The organism is Levilactobacillus parabrevis (genome assembly GCF_044051715.1).
In the GTDB taxonomy this organism is placed as follows: domain Bacteria; phylum Bacillota; class Bacilli; order Lactobacillales; family Lactobacillaceae; genus Levilactobacillus; species Levilactobacillus parabrevis.
Genome location: NZ_CP168688.1, coordinates 2615758 through 2634110, shown reverse-complemented (window position 1 = coordinate 2634110; position 18353 = coordinate 2615758). Strand labels below are relative to the sequence as shown.

The following is an 18353-nucleotide window of genomic DNA, read 5'->3' as shown; positions in this document are numbered from 1 at the left end:
TACTAATGGACCTGGGACTTTTACATCTCAGGCCCATTTTTTATGTGCAAATTCGCCATGGTTGAAACGTGTCCCACAAGACAGCAAAACCAGCTAATCGTCCAAGAAGTTCTTTCGACGAAAGACCCGGATGACCATAAAGATACAATAAGCTAGTGCGAGTCCCCAGGCTAGCGGGTTAGCGTAGGCAATCGCGGTGAAACCCAAGCCAGCGATGGACAGCCAACCGGCAGCGGTCCGCCCAATCAATTCACCCATGCCAGAGAAGATGGCGTAGAAGCTGTGGCCCCAACCCTGTAAGGTGTTTCTGAAGATCATCAGAATCCCATGAACCGGGAAGTAGCAGCTAATGATGATAATGTAGTAGTTGGCCTCGCGGACAATGTCTGGGTGCCCCGGACCAATGATGGCGGTCACTAGCGGCGTTTTGGCCAGATTGATAATGATAAAGGCTGCAGCGGAGTAGATCACTTGAATCCAGACCCCGTCGATGATGCCACGTTTCATTCGGCCGCGTTGCTTGGCCCCAAAGTTCTGGGCCTGGTAGGTAGCCATCGCCGCCCCGACACTTTCCATTGGTAACGTAAAGAGTTGACGGATCTTTTCGGCCGCAGATTGTGCGGCAATGATGCTGGTTCCCAGAAGGTTAATGGCATCCTGCATCACGATGGCTCCAATGGCGGAGACGGAGTATTCAAAGCCCATTGGTAGGCCAATCAGATTCATCTTCTTAATCCGGGCCCAATTTACCGCCCAATCCTTGTGGGTCAAGCCCAGGTTGAACTTTGGAAAGACAGTCAGGTTGAGTAGGCCACCGATGAATTCACTGATGACGGTGGCGATGGCGGCGCCGGCAATTCCCCAGTGGAAGCCCAGGATAAATACCAGGTCCAGAATCACGTTGACCACCAGCGATGCAATCAGAAAGTAGAGCGGGTGGACCGCGTCACCAAAGGATCGCAGGGCGTCCGCTGAATAATTAAAGAGGATATTGGCCGGAATTCCCAGAAACGAGATGGCCGTGAAGATGATGGTCAGATGAAGAATCTGGTTTGGCGTATGTAGGGCGGTCAGTAGGGTTGGCGTCAAGGCGACCATCAGTGGTGTCAGAATCACGGCGAGCACCAAGCAGAGCCACACGGCGTTAGTCAGGTATTGCCGAACTGCCGAATGATTCTCCTCACCCACGCTGTGAGAGAGGGGAATACTGTAGCCGATACAGGTCCCCTGTACGAAGCCCATGATTAGAAAACTCAGCGGATAGTAGGCTCCGATCGCAGCCACAGCATCAACGCCGATTAGCCGGCCGACGATGAGCGTATCAATAAAGTTATAAAGTTGTTGAAAGAGAGAACCGCCAATCAAGGGTAGTGAAAAGAGAATAATCTGTTTGATGGGGCGGCCTTCGGTTAATTTTAAGGGTGCCATTGCGTTCCTCCTATTTGTTAGCGGTTTCAATTTCAACTAGTATACCAGTCGCCACCGGGAAAAGTCATCACGATTCGGGGAACTTTTGAATGAGCGACGAATTGTCAAATCAAGTGCAACGTTTGCCCAAAGAAAACTTCAGCTGACGTCTTTCAGTCTAAGACTTTGCGTGGACAATCATTGAGTTCGTCCAAATCTGTCCTTTAGGAAAGTCCTCACGAGTTAGTTCCTTGTTGTTGACGAGCGTGAGGATCTAGAAAAAATACTGGAATCTCGAGCTCTTTCATCAACTCATGATACTTCGAAAATTCACTTCCTCGGGCTGGTGTAAACGATCTAACTCGCTTAGGTGTGGCTTCGGCGAAAAAGTTGAGAATAGCTTGAAAAACGAATTGCGAAGCAGCTTTCGGGGCGCCTTGGGATAGGAGAAACCTAGATTTACGATCAACTATAGTCGCTAACGCCGAGCAACCGGTTTTACCACGAACAGTATCACCTTCCCAATGTCCAAATTGATTACGGTCCTCATCTGAGGTTGGGCGTTCATGGATTGAGGGGGCATCGTTAAACCGTCCTCGTCGTTCTTTGACAGTCCCCTTTTTTTCCACGATGGCGCAGCTTCCGAGCGAACCCACGGGCGTTACGACTCTTTAACGGAACACCTATCTTGTTCAATGCCACAGTAGGTGGTGTTGTAGCTGATCGTCCAATGGCTATTCTCGTGAACCAATCGCCCTGAAATTTGTTCAGGTAACCAGTGAAGCTTGACGAGTTTTTTAACTAGGAAGTCTTGTAGATCTGAATTGCTTAAAATCCTTGAACGGCAACTCTCCAACCGCCGTTTCTGATATTTTTCTTGTGCTTGTACCGCTGAATAATTTTCATAATGGTCATTACGCCTGATTTCTCTTGAAACAGTGGCTTTTGAATAGCCAATCAGGGTTGTCATCTCTTGAAGCGTCTGTTTTAAATTTATGCCAACGAGTATGATTTCACAGTCTTTTAAGGTAAGGTGTCTGTATAGGCTCATAGTCTAAGTTCTCCTTGTAAGTGGTGTTGTGGTGATTCCATTTTACGAGGTCTCAGGCTATGAGTCTTCTTTTATTTTCTTAAGCTACTGTTGCACATCAATTGTAAATTCGTCGCTCATGAAAAAAGGCCGTGACCACCATTGCAGCAGTCGCCAGACCTTAGAGATTACTTAATGCAAAGACCACGGGAATCGTGGCAACGCTAAAAATTGTCGAAATACTCATCAACGTTACGGCGGGGCTCGTGTCCCCGTGGGCTTTAAGCGTGAACAACACAACGTTACCAGCAACGGGACAGGCGGCCATCAGCACCGTCGTATAGAGGGGAATCCCACTGATACCAAAGACCCGCAAGATAACGATATCGATAACTGGAAACAGGAGATTCCAGCAGAGCAACGGCCACCAGAGGCGTTGGTTGAGGGACTCACGATTGAATTTGACCGCGGCTAGGCTGTTCCCAATGACAATCATCGATAAGGGTGTGTTGATGGAGCTCACGTCGGTTACCGCATGATTCAGGAGACTCGGCAGGTGAAAGCCACTGATGAAGATGGCCAGGCCCACGACGATGGCGATAATGTTGGGGTTAAGTAGGATCTGTCGCCAGTTGATGGGTTCACCCTTTTCACGCGGTGTAAATAGTGCGATACCGTGCGTCCAACAGAAAATATTGAAGGCAGCCAGGGAGGCGACAGCAAAGAAGACGCCGGTACTGCCGAACAACGCGCTGGCCAGGGGAACCCCCATGAAGCCGGCGTTGGAGTAGACCGCCCCAAAACGCATGATACGCCGCAGGTTGGAATCGGCGACACGTTTGAAGGCGAGGTTGGTGATCAACACCATGAGGCCATAGGTCAGCAGAATTCCCAAGAGAACCAGGCCAAGACTTTGCAGCCGACTGGTCGAAAAGTCCTGTTCAAAGGCGTTCACAATCAGGCAGGGGGAGACGATATACAGAAGAATATTGGTCAGATCCGTCGCCGTCTGGCCGTGCATGAAGCCAAGCTTATTGGTTAGCAGGCCGATGCCCATCAATAGGAACATCAGGAGAATTTGCGTGGTTAGTTGGGCCATGTTCATGGCATGGGACTTCCTTTCTGAAAAACATAACGCTCCATTATGGGAGCAGTTGGTGGTGGCTGTCAAACTCGACCGTGATTTTGATCGTCACGGGGCTTACAATGGGAAAAGAAAGAGAGGCTGATCAGACTATGCGCTTTAATCGCAAATTTTATCGCTCTGTGCGCTTCTGGAGTGGACTTGTTGTCATTGGCCTCATGCTGCCCAACGTAATCTCAGTGAGCCTAACGAGTGTCTTCTGGTGGGTCTCACTGGCCTGCTTGATCGGTGGTGCCGGCTATCTGGTAGCGGGGATGCTGACGCGTAAGTGAAAGCCATCATGAGTTGCTTTATAAGCGCCAAAAAAACCGTCACCCAATTGGGCGGCGGTTTTTTGATGAATCCTTGTTATTTGTCGCTATCATCATCGCTAGCTTCAGTCGTGGCAATCTGCTTCTGTGGCGGATTGACCGTGACCTCTAACCAATTGATAAATGAATTTTCGTAATCCAGAACCTTCAAGTCGAAGTTCTTTAGCTGAATGACATCATTAACCTTGACGTTCGGGTAATTATCAATGATAAACCCGGCCATCGTGACGGTTTCGGTAGTTTCAAAGCCTTTAATATCGGTGTTGAAGTACCGCTCGAAGTCGTAGGTTGTCATCTTACCGTTAACTTGGAAGGTGCCATTAGGTTGTTTGAAGATGTACTGGTCGTTGGCGTCATCGATTTCATCGCGGACGGTCCCGAACAACTCTTCGTAAATATCCTTATCGGTAATGATCCCAGAGGTTCCTCCATATTCGTCAACAACGACGACGATTGGGGTTCGCTTCTTGATCATTTGTTGTAGGACTTCGGTGATGGGCGTCGTCTCGGGCGTCGTGGAAATATCACGAATCAATTTATCCACGCGCACGGAGGAGTCAACCTGTTGCTGACGAATCAAGTCGTAGTTGTAGACGTAACCGAGGACCTTATCTTTATCGCCATCGGCAACGACTGGTAGACGGCTGAATCGTTCCTGCAGGTAGACGTTCAACGCCTCTTTGACACTCGACGTGATGTCGATGACTTCTAGCTGCGTCCGGTCGATCATGATATCCTTGGCAACCTTGTCGTTTAACTCGAAGGCCCGTTGCATGTAGACCAAGTCGTTCTTTTCCAGTTGGCCACCTTCCACGGCACTCCGTGATAGGTTTAAAATTTCAGCTTGTGAGAAGACTTCGTCACTTTCATTGGCGACCTTCAGCCCCATTAACCGAACGACACCGGACGCACTGGTGTTGAGTAACCAGACGAACGGGTAGAACATAATGTGGCAGTAGTGCAACGGCGTCACAATCAACATTAAAACCTTCATGGGCATGTCGATTGAGATGTTCTTAGGGACAATTTCCGTGAAGACCACTTCTAAGTAGGTCAACAGGAGCACCCCGACGATCACACTGATGGTGTGGGTCGTTGCCGTGTTGAGGTGCGCTGGCGCCATGCCGTCCAGCAAAAGGTCAACGAAGAAGGTTTCACCGATCCACCCTAAGATGATTCCGGCAAGTGAGACCCCCACTTGAGTCGTTGATAAATATTCATTTAAGTTGGTTACCATTTTCATGGCCCGGTTGAGCTTGACCGACGGCTTGTCTCGTTCGGCAATCTTTTCCTCCAAAGCACTAGGCCGGGTCTGTACTAAGGCAAATTCACAAGCAACAAAGAAAGCTGCAAAGAAGAAGGTAATTAAAATAATAATTAGGTTCACAACTATCTGACCGCTATCCACACATCATTCCTCATTTCATTAATTCTATCTCTTTATTATAGCGCGTCTGCACGCCATTTTGTAGTGAGTAGATTGAACCAAATTCTACTCTCAAAGCGTTCGCCTGGCAACCGAACAAGACAAAATAATTGGATTAACTTTGAGAAATGAGATACTTAACGTTTTCGTCAAAAAGGACTAGACTAAAACTAGTAACATCAAAGGAGATTTTGATTATGGCAGAAACACCAAAGGACGAAGAAATTGCGCCAACCATTGAAATTCCAACGGCCGACGTCGAAAAGGCGGCAGAATTAATTTTGACGCCAGGATTTGTAACGAAGAAGGACTTACCAAAGATGAAGGACCTAGCTTGGGCAACGGCTCTCTCTGAGGCAGTGACGAAGCACTTCTTGGAAAATGATGACGATCACGATCCTTACGTTTACTTTGAACAATTTGACTTTGCTGGTGGGGACATCGACTCCATTCTCTTTAACATGGACGTTGTGCCAACCCGTGAAGCGGCTTTGCAAGACTTAGCCGACGCCTTGGGCGAAAAGATTGTTGTTCCTAAGGATAACGACCAAGAAACTTACTAAAAGCTAATCGCGTTACTTGCGGTGGAGCACCTGACAGAGATGTTGGGTGCTTTTTTGGTAGCTAAAATTAGCGATGTTCAAGAGGAGACCTTTTTCGAGTTGTCTGGATTACTAAAGATTTGATTAAGTCGCGCTAAAGCATGAGACTTAAAACACTTTTTTTACATTGGTATAAGTATAGAGGGATTAAATGATCTTTGACCTTTAACCAATATCTTTGACCTTTGAAAACTAAAGATTTAATCTATCAGAAAATAGAATGCTTCTATATCGGCAATTGTCTACTGAAATTAGCACTCTAAAAAATGAGTGCTAATTATTTGCAATTCTGACCAATGCTGACTATTATAGAAAATGTAATCAAACAAAGCAGAAAGGGGTTAATTGATTATGGCTAATGATGTAATGAACCGAAACTTTGATTTCTTTGATCCAATGAATTTCTTTAACGAAGTGGGTAACTTGGGTCACGATATGTTTAGTGGTGAGAGTGATATGAAGACCGACGTTGTTGAACATGACAAAGACTATGTGGTTACGGCTGAATTGCCAGGGTTCAAGAAGGATGATATCCACGTGGATTACCGCGATGAGACGTTGCGGATCTCCGGTAAGTCTGAAGTCAATCAATCCGCTAAGGACGATGACGGACGGATCTTACGGCAGGAACGTCACAGCCAAAATGTTGCCCGTTCCTTCTATCTGCCAAACATTGACTTGAAGCAGGTCAAGGCAAGCTTTACCGATGGTGTCTTGACGTTGACCCTGCCAAAGCAAACCGAAGTTGAAGACAACCATAAAATCAGTATTGACTAGTCGCTAAAGACGAGTGAAGGCACGCATTCTGGAGAGATCGGAATACGTGCCTTTTCTTTTAGGGAAAATAAAAGACCTGCTTGGCAGTGAATTTCTCACCCGCCATCAGGTCTTTTCTAATCATTAGTATTGTTTACCCGTTTCATAAACGATTTCCGGTTCGTTCCCGGTCCGTTGGTACTTGTTTAGCAGGTCAATCGTGGACATTTCGTCTTCATCCAACGTGAAGTCAAAGACCTTCGTGTTTTCGACGATCCGTTCTGGATGTTGGGACTTGGGAATCGGTAGGATGCCGTGTTGGAGTTCCCAGCGCAGGATAACTTGAGCGACGGACTTGTCGTGGTGCTTCCCAATCTTAGCGATCATTGGGTCGCCCAGAACAGCGCGCCGGCCCAGTGGACTCCACGCTTCCGTCACGATGTTGTGTTGCTTGTTGTAGTCCAGCAGTGCCAACTGATTCAAGTAGGGGTGGTATTCCACTTGGTCAACGACCGGCATTTCTTTAGCCTTGGTTGCCAATAAGTCCAAATGTGCCGCGGTGTAGTTGGAAACCCCGATAGACTTGACCTTGCCATCCGCCTTCAATTGTTCAAAGGCGCGCCACGTGTCGAAGAAATGTTCGCGCACAGGCCAGTGAATCAGTAATAGGTCCAAGTAATCCGTTTGCAGTCGCTTGAGAGACCCTTCGACAGACTTTAACGTTTGGTCGTAGCCCTGAACTTCTTCAGCAACTTTACTCGTCAAATACAGTTCCTGACGAGGGATTTCGAGGCGGTGCAGCGTTTCCCCTAAGATATCCTCGTTGCGGTAAAGCATCGCCGTATCAAATAGCCGATAGCCTTCGTCCCATGCGGTTTTAATGGTGGTATCCATGCTTTCTTGGTCGCTGATGAGATAGGTTCCGAAACCAAAACCGGGAATCTCGTTGCCATCGGCGAGTTTGATCGTATCTGCAATGTTGGTAAGTGTCATTATTTTTCCTCCTTGGCATTAAGGTCGTTGATCGAAATGTTGTTAGGCCACTTCAGGCTTACCCGAAGTTTGGCGGCCAGCGTCTAAATACGGTTATAAATAATATGTTAAGCTAATTTGACGGGATTGGCAACGCTTACTTTTTCGCTTTGAATTGGTCGTAGAGATTAATCGCGGCCTCCGTCAGCATGCCGAAAGTCATCAGCCACATGGCTAGCATCTCTTGATGTGCCAGCATGCAGCCGAGCAAGATAATGTAGAGGATAAATAAAATAACTGCCGATGATTTATGATTCATGGTAATTCCTCCCTCGTATAATTGAATCCATCTCCATTTAACCACTCTTGACGAGTCCTGTTAACAGCTAGCGTTTCGCTTAAGAATCCGAAAAAAGCAACAGATTAGTCGGCGTGAAAGCGCATTATCGAGTACAATATGGGTAACGAATCGGTAAAGGAGGACGCCTAAATGACAGAACGTTACCTGCCACCACTCGACCAGGGTTTAACTGCGGTCGAAGTGAAACAACGGGTGGCTGACGGGTTAAAGAATGACCCATTACCACCGTTAACGCGGAGTGTAAAACAAATATTTAGAGATAATTTATTAACGCTATTTAATTTAATCAACATTCTGCTGGGCGGCCTCGTGCTGTTCACTGGCAGCTATAAAAATTTGCTGTTTTTAGGTGTCGTGATTTTTAACACCGGGATTGGAATCTTTCAAGAAATTCGGTCAAAACGGCAAGTCGATAAACTCGCGCTACTTTCGGAGGCCCAGATCAATGTGTTGCGAGATGGCGAGCTCACGGCGATGCATCAGGATAAAATCGTCCAGGATGACCTGCTCGCGATTGGTCGTGGGGATCAGCTGCCTGTCGATGGATTAGTCCGTGAGACAGCCGGGATGGAAGTCGACGAATCCCAGATTACTGGGGAATCGACGCCAATCATAAAGAATACCAATGATCAGCTGGTTTCGGGGAGCGTCATTCTCGGTGGAAAGGCCATCGTCCAAGCCACCAAGGTCGGCAGTGGCAGCTTCGTCAAACAGCTGGCTCATTCGGCTAAGCAAAAACGCCGTTCCGCCAGCCAACTTCTGATCATTATTAACCGGATTATTAAAGTGTTGACCTTTGCCATTATTCCTTTGGGAGCGGCGCTGTTCGTCTCCGCGTTGATGCGGGGGCAGGACCAAAACCGCGCCATTCTGGGGACAGTTGCTTCGATGGTCGGTATGATTCCAGAGGGGTTAGTCCTGTTGACGTCGGTGGCATTGGCTGCGGGGGCCTTTACCCTGGGTCGTCGGCACGTTTTGGTTCGGGAACTCCCTGCCATTGAAGCATTGGCGCGAGTCGATGTGCTATGTTTGGATAAGACTGGGACGATCACCAATGGTAAGTTGGAATTGGACAAGGTTGAAGCCATTGGTAGTCGGTCAACGGATGAACTGGGTGAAACGCTGGCGCAACTGGTGTCGGCAACGGGGGATGACAACGAAACAGCGACGGCAATCAAGAACGCGCTGGGAACACCAACCGTCACGTCACCAGAAGTCTTGCCGTTCTCCTCTGGACGTAAGTGGAGTGGAGCTCGGTTGGCCACTGGGGCTTACGTCATGGGGGCGCCGGAGTTTATTTTTGATAACGTGCCAGCTGATGTGAAGCAACGAATCCAAACGCTCGCCGCGCAAGGCTATCGGGTCCTGTTGCTGGCTGAAGTCACGGCATTAACGGCACCCAAGCCCACTAATCCGGAGGCAATTGGTCTGATTTTGATTACCGATGAATTGCGGCCGCGGGCCAAGGATACCTTTAGCTTCTTTGCCAATCAGGATGTGGCGCTGAAGGTCATCTCCGGGGACAATCCGGTGACGGTTGCCAGTATCGCTGGTCGGGCCGGAATTGACGGCGCTGATCAGTTGGTCGACATGAGTCAGGTCGGGGCAGAACCCGACTATGATCGACTGGTTGCGGACTACAACGTCTTCGGTCGGGTCACGCCGCAGCAGAAGCAGGGACTGATCAAGGCCTACCAAACGGCCGGGCATACCGTTGCCATGACTGGGGATGGAGTCAACGACCTGTTGGCGCTGCGCCAGTCGGATTGTAGTATTGCGATGGCCTCGGGGAGTGAGGCCACGAAGAGTCTGGCGGATTTCGTGCTGGTCGACTCTAACTTTGATGCGATGATCAACGTCCTGAATGAAGGGCGCCGGGTTATTAATAACATCGAGCGGGTGGCCTCACTCTACCTGATCAAGACCATGTATTCCGTGGTGTTGACGCTGATCTTTATCTTCATGAGCCGTAGCTATCCGTTTGAGCCGATTCAGCTAACACCAATCTCTTCACTGATGGTTGGAATTCCAACATTCTTCCTAGCGCTACAGCCAAACTACGCGCGAATCGCTGGCCGTTTCATGAAGCAAGTCATGGAGGTTGCCGCGCCGGCAGCCGTCTGTGTAGTGGGCTACATTCTGGTCATTTTGGCATTGGGCACGCAGTTTGGTCTGAGCTTCGCCACGACCTCTACGCTGAGTGTCCTGATGACGGGGCTGATCAGCCTAAACGCCTTGATTATGGTGGCCCGGCCGCTGAACCGGTTTAAGATCGGGCTGATTGCCCTCATGGCGGGACTCTTCGCCGTCGTCTTCCTACTGTTTGGTCCGATCTTCTCGCTGGTTAGCCTGTTGAATTGGAAACTGGCTCTGATTTACTTACCACTGATGATCAGCGTGTACCCAGTCTTCATCGTAGTTCAAGAAGGCTTAGGCAAACGGATCTTGAGTCGTATTCGGTGGCGGTAAAGGTTGATTATTGGTGCAATGAGATTATCCCAAAGCACGGATGTTGGCCACTCTAAAGCTGATAAACCTAACTACAAAAGTAACGCGGTCAGTGCACAACTCGTCCACTGGCCGCGTTTTCGTCTTAACGCTAGCTGAAATAACTTAATCTAGTTATATCTAGTCACTAGAACTAGGTAATATGCTATAATGAAATCAAGAAATAGAAGGGCAGGGAAGAAATATGGCTGATTATAATCAATATACCCGTTGGGAAAACCAGATGCACAAAGCGAAGTTGCCACGATGGGATGATTTACCAAAGTTTGACCTCTACATGGACCAGGTGACGGCCTTGATCAACGATATTCTGGGACCATTAGGTATCGATACCATCACGCCGGCAATGATCAATAATTATGTGAAACATCACGTAATCCTAGCGCCCGTCAAGAAGAAGTATCAGACGATGCAGTTGACGGATATCTTGATGATCAGCCTCCTTAAACCCATGTTCCAAACGGATACGGTGCGCTCCGGGATTGACCAGATCACGGCCGGAGATTACCCCAAGCAAGCCTATGATAACTTCATTGGCCAGTTGGAAGACCGCTTGCACCATTTAGGTGAGGAACAGGTTCAACCCGCTGCCAAGGACTTAAACGAAAAGTTGATGCAGGTTGCGGTCGATGCCGTAGTAGCCCGGCTGCAGTCGGAAAAACTACTGCACTTGATTAAACGTCCGCTCCGAAAGATCGAAAAAAGTAAATAAGCTTTAACGTAAAAAAGATGCCTGACTAGTTATAGTCGTGAAGTGAACCCTTAAAGTTGGACACAGAATTTACGCTGCCTTCTGGATGGCGAGTTCCCGGTATTTTTCCGGGGACTTGCCATCCAGTTTTGTTTTGATCCGACGTTTATTGTAAAAGCTAATCCAGTCAGTCATAGCTTGAGTCAAGTCTTCCTTGTTCTCAAAATGCTCATCCATAACTTCGACCTTCATGATGTGGAAGAATGATTCAACTACCGCATTATCTAGACAAGTTGCTTTGCGTGACATGCTTTGAAATACGCGATGTTCTTTGAGTGTTTCTCGCCAGAATTTATGTTGATACTGGAATCCCTGATCCGTGTGGACTGTTGTTCGATAACCTAATTTTGGCAGTCCTTCCAATGCTTCTCTAAGCGGCTTTAGGGCAAATTCTACTGTTGGATGGTCACTGATGTTGAAGGCTAAGACTTCGCCTGAGAAGAGGTCAATCACTGGTTCTAAATAGACACGTTCACTTTGGCTCATACCACCGTATCGAAATTCACTGACATCTGTAACGAGTTTTTGATAGGGTCGGTCCGTTTTGAATCGTCGGTTCAACCGATTAGGCGCAATTTTACCAACGGATCCTTTGTATGAATTATATTTACGTTTTTGCCGATTGTACGCTAAACAAAGCCAATCATGCTCATGCATTAGACGCAAGACTCGTTTATGATTCACCGTGAATCCATGCTCCTGTAAAGCTTTAGTTAGTCGCCGGTAACCATACTTCTTGGTGTACTTAGAATCTTCCTGCCGGATCTCATCGATTGCCTGAATGATTGGAGAATCATCCAGCTTTTCACGCTGACGATGTGAGCGTGCGTAATAATACGTACTTCTTGGTACTTTGACGACCTTGAGTAGGAGCTTGATGGGCACTTGAAAGACCTGCCTTAACTCGGTCACTATTTGCGAGATTTCTTGTCTGCTGACTTCTTCTGAGCTAAGGCATCGAGTTTTTTTAGGTATTCATTCTCAATCTTTAACATCAAGTTTTCTTGTTTTAATTGCTTCAATTCATCGGCGGTACTGGAGTTATTGCGACTCTTTGAAGGCTTCGTTTGCTTATGTTTAGCCATGATTTTAGGCTTTCCTCGCTTCCGTTCAAGGCCAGCGATTCCTTGCTCCTCAAAGCGCTTCTCCCATTGCCAGATGGTGCTTGGCGAAGATAGATTGAAGTGCAGAGCCGTTACCGGAAGCGAGGCCTGATGTTGTTTTCTCCAGTTTAATACATCAACCTTGAACTGACTAGAATATTCTGGCTTCTGATCCTTCAGCTTCAATCCAGCTATACCGTATTTCCGGAAGCGACTAACCCAAAGAAGGATAGTTTCTTCCTTGCTGATACCATGTTTTCTGGCCAATGAGGTTGATCCAACTCCACTCAAATATTCAGTGACGACCTTAATTCTAAAATCTAAATCAAACTTAACCATAGTAAAACCCCCAAGGTTGGACTTTCTGTCCAACCTTGGGGGTTCACTTCATCGGGCATCTTTTTTCTATACGACTGGTTAGAGCTTACTGCGTCTGTGTCTCTAACGTTAAGTCGTTCATAAATGTTAACAGGAGGTTGGCGTAGCTCGGATGATCCGTGTTGTCCTTAATTTCCTGCTGAATCAGGTGGAGGTTATTGGTGATGACGCCGTTAGCCCCAATAAACATCATCTGATCCATGCTGGTAATATCATCGATATCCCAGGCGTAAACCTTCTTATGTTCGCGGTTAGCCTGCTCAATGAAGGTGTCGTTAAGCGTGGTTGCCTCCATGGTGTAAGCGTTGGCCCGTGTGTGAGGAAAGGTCAGGTTATACGGCATGATATAGCTGACAAAGAGGTCAGGATGCTCCGTCTTCAGCCGGTTCATAATGGAGTAACTTAGGGTGTGAACCTGCTCGTGATTGGCGAGGATACGAGCACCGAATTGCCGGTAAAACCGTTCGGGGAGGTCCTTGGTGTCGGCACCGCCAGTTTTAATTTCAATTAGTAATTTTTGATGGTGCTTGATTGCCGTGTTGAGGTAATCATTGAAACTGGGAATCTTTGCCTGGTAACCATTTTCGGTGACCGTGACGTTAGTCAATTGCTTGAGGGTCATAGTCGAGACTTTGCGTTTGAGATTGGCGAGATTTTTTAAATTAGCATCGTGCATGACGACAAACTGATGGTCCTTCGTCATTCGAATATCCATTTCAACGTAATCCGGCCGTTCCTGGCTGGTCTTAACCATGGCGGGAATTGTATTTTGGACGCCGTTGCCGTTGTCCACGCCACGGTGGGCAATCGTCAGTGGTCTACTCATGGTCAACCCATTCAGGTAGATCAGGTTGAATCCGACTAGGGCGGCGCTAATGGCCGCTAGACCAGTGATAATCAAGAGACGCGTTCGTAGCCGGGTCTTGGCGGGCTCACGAAAGCTGAACAGAATGGATGGCGCGGGTTGATGCGCGTCATGACTACTGAGAATCACCATCATAAAAATCACGGTGGCGTAGCAGACGATGAATTCCGTAATCACCTCCATTAAGAAGAGATTGATGGTCGCGGTGACTAGGGCAATTCCCGTCTTATCAAAGAGAACTTGGCCTACATAGATGGTCATGTAGATAGCGGCGACAACGATGCTGACGATGACTAGGGTCACGATAATTTTGAGAAAATAGTTCCAGAAGTGACCGCGAGTGCGTTGCCAGCTGAGGCGAATGGCATCACGGCTGTGATAGTGGTCGATCATCATCAAAGGGAGGACGGCAATCAATCGAATTCCCAGATAAGCCGCGCCAACGTAGAAGATACCCAGGAGGATGGCAAAAGCGTTGTTGGCCATGAGGTAGCTGATAATAAATGCTGGAATCTTAGCCTTATTGAGCAGTGGGGTCGTAAAAAGTTCGCTCCCAAAGGGCATGATCACGATGAAGTAGCCAATAAAGAAGAGAAAAGTACTAGGCGAGGCCCCGGCGATGCTACGAATGGTATCGCCTAAAACGCCCAGCATGGTTTGGGGCCGACCGTGACGGATGTTGGTTATTCCCAGAAGTAGGTAGGCAAACTGCCAATAGATCAAGGTCGTAATGGCGAGCAGAATGACGATCAGCCCTAGGATGGCTAGGGGATGATGGATCAATAGGGCGCCAATATTGGTATAGGAGACGTAAGGTACGTGTTGCCAGCGCATCAAAGCAGCAGTCAACCAGGTAAAGGTAGGCACCGCAATGTAGCTGACAACCAGGTTGGTTAGAAAGACTAGGGTGACGTAACTACCCCAATGATGGAAAAAGTGGCTGTTCGCGTCACGCCAGAAAGCTAAGGGTCGCATAGAAATCACGCTTTCAAATTTATTTACGATTTACGGCTAGCTGGCATGGCGTGCTTTCACCGTGCGCAGTGGCCGAACTAGAGATTTTTCATGTCTTAACTGTAGCATAATCGTTGCACCGCCGGTATGGAAACTGCCCAGTTGGTGGAAAAAACTTGGCGAACACAAGAGTTCAGTGGCGCAACTGCCAGAATTATGAAAGAAAAGTGATGGGTTGTGATTTAAAATACATCAAAAAATTTCTGAAAAGTTTTTTAAAAATTGTGTATGCGCTTACATTCTGTATCGCTGTAAGCCTTGCTGGCGGCGGGTTTGTTTGTCAGTCCAACTAGTTGTGATTTTTTTAACATAAACCTCTTGCAGAATTTTAAAAAGGTGATATGATTTAACTCGTGAAGAACTTAACAAGATGTTTTCAAATGGAGGCATAAAAATGTTAAAAGACGTGAAAGAAAATCCAAAAGTAAAAAAAGAAGAAAGTGCGGAAACCGTTGATCAAATGATCGACCGGTTGACCGCTAAAGCCCACGACGCGCTGTGCGCCATGGATGACTTTACCCAAGAAAAAGTTGACCACATCGTTCACCAAATGGCGATCGCTGGGTTGGACCACCATATGGAATTAGCCAAGGCGGCCTTTGAAGAAACTGGCCGTGGGGTGATGGAAGACAAGGCCGTTAAGAACATGTTTGCCACTGAAGAAATCTGGCACTCCATCAAGAACGATAAGACGGTCGGTATCATCAAAGATGACCGTGAACGCCAATTGATTACGGTTGCTGAACCTCTGGGAATCTTGGCCGGGGTAACGCCTGTCACCAACCCAACGTCAACGGCAATGTTCAAGTCATTGATCGCCGTTAAGACGCGGAACCCAATCATCTTTGCCTTCCACCCACAAGCACAGAAGTCTTCCGTAATGGCTGCTAAGGTTGTCCGCGACGCTGCGATTGCTGCTGGTGCTCCAGAAGGTGTTATCCAGTGGATCGACAAGCCTAGTCTGGAAGCCACGACGGCATTGATGAACCATCCAAAGGTTGCTAGTGTCTTGGCTACCGGGGGTCCCGGCATGGTTAAGGCCGCTTACTCAACTGGGAAGCCAGCCTTAGGGGTTGGTCCTGGTAACGGTCCAGCTTACATTGAAAAGACGGCCAACATCAAGCGTTCTGTCTACGACATTGTGCTCTCCAAGACGTTTGATAACGGGATGGTCTGTGCTTCTGAAAACAGTGCCGTGATTGATCAAGAAATCTACGACACCGTTAAGAAGGAAATGGAAGATCGTGGCGTCTTCTTCATTAAGAAGAGTGACGAAAAGGCCTTAGCTGATGCAATGTTCCGGCCAGAAGGCGGGGTCAAAGGACCTATCGCAGGGATGTCCGCACAGAAGATTGCTGAAATTGCTGGTATCAAAGTTCCAGCTACAACGAAGGTTCTGGCTGCTGAGTTGAAGGGTGTTGGGCCTAAGTTCCCACTTTCACAAGAAAAGCTATCTCCAGTACTTTCTGTTTACAAGGCCAAGAGCCACGAAGATGCGTTCAGACTTTGTGATGAACTTCTCCATTTCGGTGGTTTAGGTCACACGGCCGGCATTCACACGATGGATGACGACTTAGCTACTGACTTTGGGATTAAGATGAAGGCTAGCCGGGTGCTGGTCAACACGCCATCCGCTATCGGTGGTATTGGGAACCTCTACAACGAAATGATTCCTTCATTAACGTTGGGGACTGGTTCGTGGGGTAAGAACTCCGTATCCCATAACGTTTCCTCATTTGACCTGTTGAACATCAAAACGATTGCAAAGCGGCGAAATAATATGCAATGGATTAAATTACCTCGAGTTTACTTTGAAAAGACGTCTGTCCGTTACCTCGACGATATGCCTGGCATCAAGCGGGTCTTCCTGGTAACCAGCCCATCCATGGTTGAACTGGGTTACATCGACACTGTCTTAAATGAATTGAAGCGTCAACCAGGTGGTATCGAATACTCCCTGTTCTCCGACGTTGAACCAGATCCAACGACTGACACGGTTGAACGTGGGGTCGCTCAGATGCGGACATTTAAGCCAGATACGATCATCGCCTTAGGTGGTGGGTCACCAATCGATGCTGCTAAGAACATGTGGTTATTCTACGAAGATCCTAACGCTAGCTTCTTCGGTGCTAAGCAGAAGTTCTTGGACATTCGGAAGCGGACTTACAAGTTCCACAAGCCTCACAAGGCACAATTCGTTGCAATTCCAACGACGTCTGGGACTGGTTCAGAAGTAACGCCATTCTCCGTTATCACGGATTCCAAGACGCACGTGAAATACCCACTGGCTGACTACGCTTTGACGCCTGACGTGGCGATCGTGGATTCACAATTTATCCAAACGGTACCAAAGAAGACGGTGGCTTACTCCGGATTAGACGTGTTAACTCACGCCATCGAATCCTACGTTTCCGCAATGGCTTCCGATTACACACGGCCATGGTCATTACAAGCCATCAAGTTGGTTATGGAAAACCTGACCAACTCCTACAATGGTGATGTGACGGCGCGTGAAGAAATGCATAACGCTTCGACACTTGCCGGGATGGCCTTTGCCAACGCCTTCCTCGGGGTGGATCACTCGATTGCCCATAAGTTAGGCGGGGAATTCGGCTTACCTCATGGTTTGGCTATCGCCATCACCTTGCCACACGTTATTCGTTACAACTTCAAGGAACCAACGAAGCTGGCTATGTGGCCGAAGTACGAGTACTTCCGTGCTGACGAAGACTACGCCCAAATCGCTCGTTACCTGGGCTTGCCAGGGAACACCAAGGAAGAACTGAAGGAAGCCTTAGTCAAGAAAGTTATCGACTTGGCGCACTCAGTTGGCGTTACCTTGAGCTTGAAGGCTAACGGCGTGGACAAAGCCCACTTTGATAAGGTCGTTGACCACTTAGCAGAATTGGCCTTCGGTGACCAATGCACGACTGCTAACCCTAAGGAACCATTAGTTTCTGAATTAAAGCAAATCATGATTGATGAATACGACGGTAAGAACGTCGAAAAATAAGGTTTAGCCGGGAACGGTCACTCTGAATGGAGTGGCCGTTTTTGTGCTATCTAAAGGAAAATTGGGGAGCAATCTGCTGTAAATTTGCGCTTTAATTGGTGCGTTTCTACTATAATATAGCAATAATCATTACCGTTAGTCCCTAAACAGCGTTATGCTTAGGGTGTCAAATTAATCTGAGGAGGAATCATTATGCCACAAACAAAAACAGCAGTTGTGTACTTCTCTGTATCAGGACGGACCCAGACGGCCGCCGAAGCGGTGGGGCGATACCTGCAGCTTACCCCGGTTCGGCTAAAAGCTAGGGATCCGTACCCTACGACAGGCTTCCAGCAGTTGGTCGCGCGGACCGATGCTGAGAATGAGCAGCGTAAGTTACCTGATTTTGACCCCGTCGATGTGAGTCAAGTTGAGACGCTTTATTTAGGCTTCCCAACCTGGTACCATCAGCCACCACGTCTCATTCAGAACTTCTTGACGACCACTCAGCTGGCTGGTAAGACGGTGGTTCCGTTTGTGACGAGTGCTAGTAGCCGGGTAACCGAGAGTTTGCCGTACCTGAAGGAGTGGGCGGAAGCTGGGAACTTTAAGATTCAAGATAGCTTTACGGCGAATACGCCGGATGAGATTGCGACCGGTTTGAAGGATGATTTTCCCTTATAAAGAATGCGTATTGTTAGCGGTAAGTTTTGCTGAAGTGGATAATTTCAGT

15 protein-coding genes and 1 pseudogene are annotated in these 18353 nt (G+C 47.9%); 7 read left to right on the top strand and 9 right to left on the bottom strand.

The features are described 5' to 3' along the window. Window positions 1-93 precede the first annotated feature (93 nt). The 3 genes and pseudogenes from ACEPSU_RS12170 to ACEPSU_RS12160 form a co-directional block, all read right to left on the bottom strand. Window positions 94-1428 (bottom strand): MATE family efflux transporter, encoded by a 1335-nt coding sequence (locus tag ACEPSU_RS12170; protein WP_395321954.1) that lies wholly within the window; start codon window positions 1426-1428, stop codon window positions 94-96. Window positions 1429-1580: 152 nt separating this feature from the next. After that, window positions 1581-2458: pseudogene (locus tag ACEPSU_RS12165) on the bottom strand (IS30 family transposase). 160 nt (window positions 2459-2618) lie between these two features. Next, window positions 2619-3542: an AEC family transporter gene (locus ACEPSU_RS12160; protein WP_395321952.1), complete on the bottom strand. Its 924-nt coding sequence runs from the start codon at window positions 3540-3542 to the stop codon at window positions 2619-2621. 101 nt (window positions 3543-3643) lie between these two features. On the opposite strand from ACEPSU_RS12160, the gene ACEPSU_RS12155 reads away from it, so the two are divergent. Continuing rightward, window positions 3644-3853 (top strand): hypothetical protein, encoded by a 210-nt coding sequence (locus ACEPSU_RS12155; protein WP_395321950.1) that lies wholly within the window; start codon window positions 3644-3646, stop codon window positions 3851-3853. A 76-nt stretch (window positions 3854-3929) separates the two neighbouring features. On the opposite strand, the gene ACEPSU_RS12150 is transcribed toward ACEPSU_RS12155, so the two are convergent. After that, window positions 3930-5300 (bottom strand): hemolysin family protein, encoded by a 1371-nt coding sequence (locus ACEPSU_RS12150; RefSeq protein ID WP_395321948.1) that lies wholly within the window; start codon window positions 5298-5300, stop codon window positions 3930-3932. Window positions 5301-5515: 215 nt separating this feature from the next. Between ACEPSU_RS12150 and ACEPSU_RS12145 the strand changes: the two genes are divergently transcribed. Next, window positions 5516-5881, top strand: a complete 366-nt coding sequence (locus ACEPSU_RS12145; RefSeq protein WP_395321946.1) for a hypothetical protein — start codon at window positions 5516-5518, stop codon at window positions 5879-5881. A gap of 390 nt (window positions 5882-6271) precedes the next feature. Further along, window positions 6272-6697, top strand: a complete 426-nt coding sequence (locus ACEPSU_RS12140) for an Hsp20/alpha crystallin family protein (RefSeq protein ID WP_395321944.1) — start codon at window positions 6272-6274, stop codon at window positions 6695-6697. Between the two features lie 123 nt (window positions 6698-6820). Here ACEPSU_RS12140 and ACEPSU_RS12135 read toward each other — a convergent pair whose 3' ends face one another. Together ACEPSU_RS12135 and ACEPSU_RS12130 are read right to left on the bottom strand one after the other, a co-directional pair. After that, window positions 6821-7669, bottom strand: coding sequence for an aldo/keto reductase (locus tag ACEPSU_RS12135; protein ID WP_395321943.1), 849 nt, complete (start codon window positions 7667-7669; stop codon window positions 6821-6823). 136 nt (window positions 7670-7805) lie between these two features. Then, window positions 7806-7967 carry a hypothetical protein gene (locus tag ACEPSU_RS12130; RefSeq protein WP_260339523.1) on the bottom strand — a complete coding sequence of 54 codons (162 nt, stop codon included), beginning with the start codon at window positions 7965-7967 and terminating at the stop codon, window positions 7806-7808. Between the two features lie 171 nt (window positions 7968-8138). On the opposite strand from ACEPSU_RS12130, the gene ACEPSU_RS12125 reads away from it, so the two are divergent. Beyond that, complete coding sequence (locus ACEPSU_RS12125) at window positions 8139-10478, top strand: cation-translocating P-type ATPase (protein ID WP_395321940.1); 2340 nt, start codon at window positions 8139-8141, stop codon at window positions 10476-10478. Window positions 10479-10701: 223 nt separating this feature from the next. Further along, entirely contained in the window at window positions 10702-11229 is a 528-nt protein-coding gene (locus ACEPSU_RS12120; RefSeq protein ID WP_020089570.1) for a DUF1836 domain-containing protein, read from the top strand. Window positions 11230-11298: 69 nt separating this feature from the next. Here the strand turns inward: ACEPSU_RS12120 and ACEPSU_RS12115 are convergent, their stop codons facing one another. From ACEPSU_RS12115 to ACEPSU_RS12105, 3 genes are all read right to left on the bottom strand, one after another. Continuing rightward, window positions 11299-12180, bottom strand: a complete 882-nt coding sequence (locus ACEPSU_RS12115) for an IS3 family transposase (RefSeq protein ID WP_260338566.1) — start codon at window positions 12178-12180, stop codon at window positions 11299-11301. After that, window positions 12180-12710 carry a helix-turn-helix domain-containing protein gene (locus ACEPSU_RS12110; protein WP_260338565.1) on the bottom strand — a complete coding sequence of 177 codons (531 nt, stop codon included), beginning with the start codon at window positions 12708-12710 and terminating at the stop codon, window positions 12180-12182. Before ACEPSU_RS12110 ends, ACEPSU_RS12115 begins: the two co-directional genes overlap by 1 nt. An 85-nt stretch (window positions 12711-12795) precedes the next feature. After that, a complete protein-coding gene (locus tag ACEPSU_RS12105) occupies window positions 12796-14589 on the bottom strand; it encodes a glycerophosphoryl diester phosphodiesterase membrane domain-containing protein (protein WP_395323443.1) in 1794 nt (597 codons plus the stop codon). A gap of 433 nt (window positions 14590-15022) precedes the next feature. Between ACEPSU_RS12105 and adhE the strand changes: the two genes are divergently transcribed. Beyond that, complete coding sequence (adhE, locus tag ACEPSU_RS12100; protein ID WP_395321935.1) at window positions 15023-17641, top strand: bifunctional acetaldehyde-CoA/alcohol dehydrogenase; 2619 nt, start codon at window positions 15023-15025, stop codon at window positions 17639-17641. Window positions 17642-17833: 192 nt separating this feature from the next. After that, window positions 17834-18304, top strand: coding sequence for a flavodoxin family protein (locus ACEPSU_RS12095; protein WP_395321933.1), 471 nt, complete (start codon window positions 17834-17836; stop codon window positions 18302-18304). The last annotated feature ends 49 nt before the right edge of the window (window positions 18305-18353 follow it).

What these genes read in the sequence shown, in the direction of transcription:
- ACEPSU_RS12170 (WP_395321954.1), bottom strand. Translation starts at nt 1,428, where the DNA reads ATGGCACCCTTAAAATTAACCGAAGGCCGCCCCATCAAACAGATTATT.
- ACEPSU_RS12160 (WP_395321952.1), bottom strand. Translation starts at nt 3,542, where the DNA reads ATGAACATGGCCCAACTAACCACGCAAATTCTCCTGATGTTCCTATTG.
- ACEPSU_RS12155 (WP_395321950.1), top strand. Translation starts at nt 3,644, where the DNA reads ATGGGAAAAGAAAGAGAGGCTGATCAGACTATGCGCTTTAATCGCAAA.
- ACEPSU_RS12145 (WP_395321946.1), top strand. Translation starts at nt 5,516, where the DNA reads ATGGCAGAAACACCAAAGGACGAAGAAATTGCGCCAACCATTGAAATT.
- ACEPSU_RS12140 (WP_395321944.1), top strand. Translation starts at nt 6,272, where the DNA reads ATGGCTAATGATGTAATGAACCGAAACTTTGATTTCTTTGATCCAATG.
- ACEPSU_RS12135 (WP_395321943.1), bottom strand. Translation starts at nt 7,669, where the DNA reads ATGACACTTACCAACATTGCAGATACGATCAAACTCGCCGATGGCAAC.
- ACEPSU_RS12130 (WP_260339523.1), bottom strand. Translation starts at nt 7,967, where the DNA reads ATGAATCATAAATCATCGGCAGTTATTTTATTTATCCTCTACATTATC.
- ACEPSU_RS12125 (WP_395321940.1), top strand. Translation starts at nt 8,139, where the DNA reads ATGACAGAACGTTACCTGCCACCACTCGACCAGGGTTTAACTGCGGTC.
- ACEPSU_RS12120 (WP_020089570.1), top strand. Translation starts at nt 10,702, where the DNA reads ATGGCTGATTATAATCAATATACCCGTTGGGAAAACCAGATGCACAAA.
- ACEPSU_RS12110 (WP_260338565.1), bottom strand. Translation starts at nt 12,710, where the DNA reads ATGGTTAAGTTTGATTTAGATTTTAGAATTAAGGTCGTCACTGAATAT.
- ACEPSU_RS12105 (WP_395323443.1), bottom strand. Translation starts at nt 14,589, where the DNA reads ATGCGACCCTTAGCTTTCTGGCGTGACGCGAACAGCCACTTTTTCCAT.
- adhE (WP_395321935.1), top strand. Translation starts at nt 15,023, where the DNA reads ATGTTAAAAGACGTGAAAGAAAATCCAAAAGTAAAAAAAGAAGAAAGT.
- ACEPSU_RS12095 (WP_395321933.1), top strand. Translation starts at nt 17,834, where the DNA reads ATGCCACAAACAAAAACAGCAGTTGTGTACTTCTCTGTATCAGGACGG.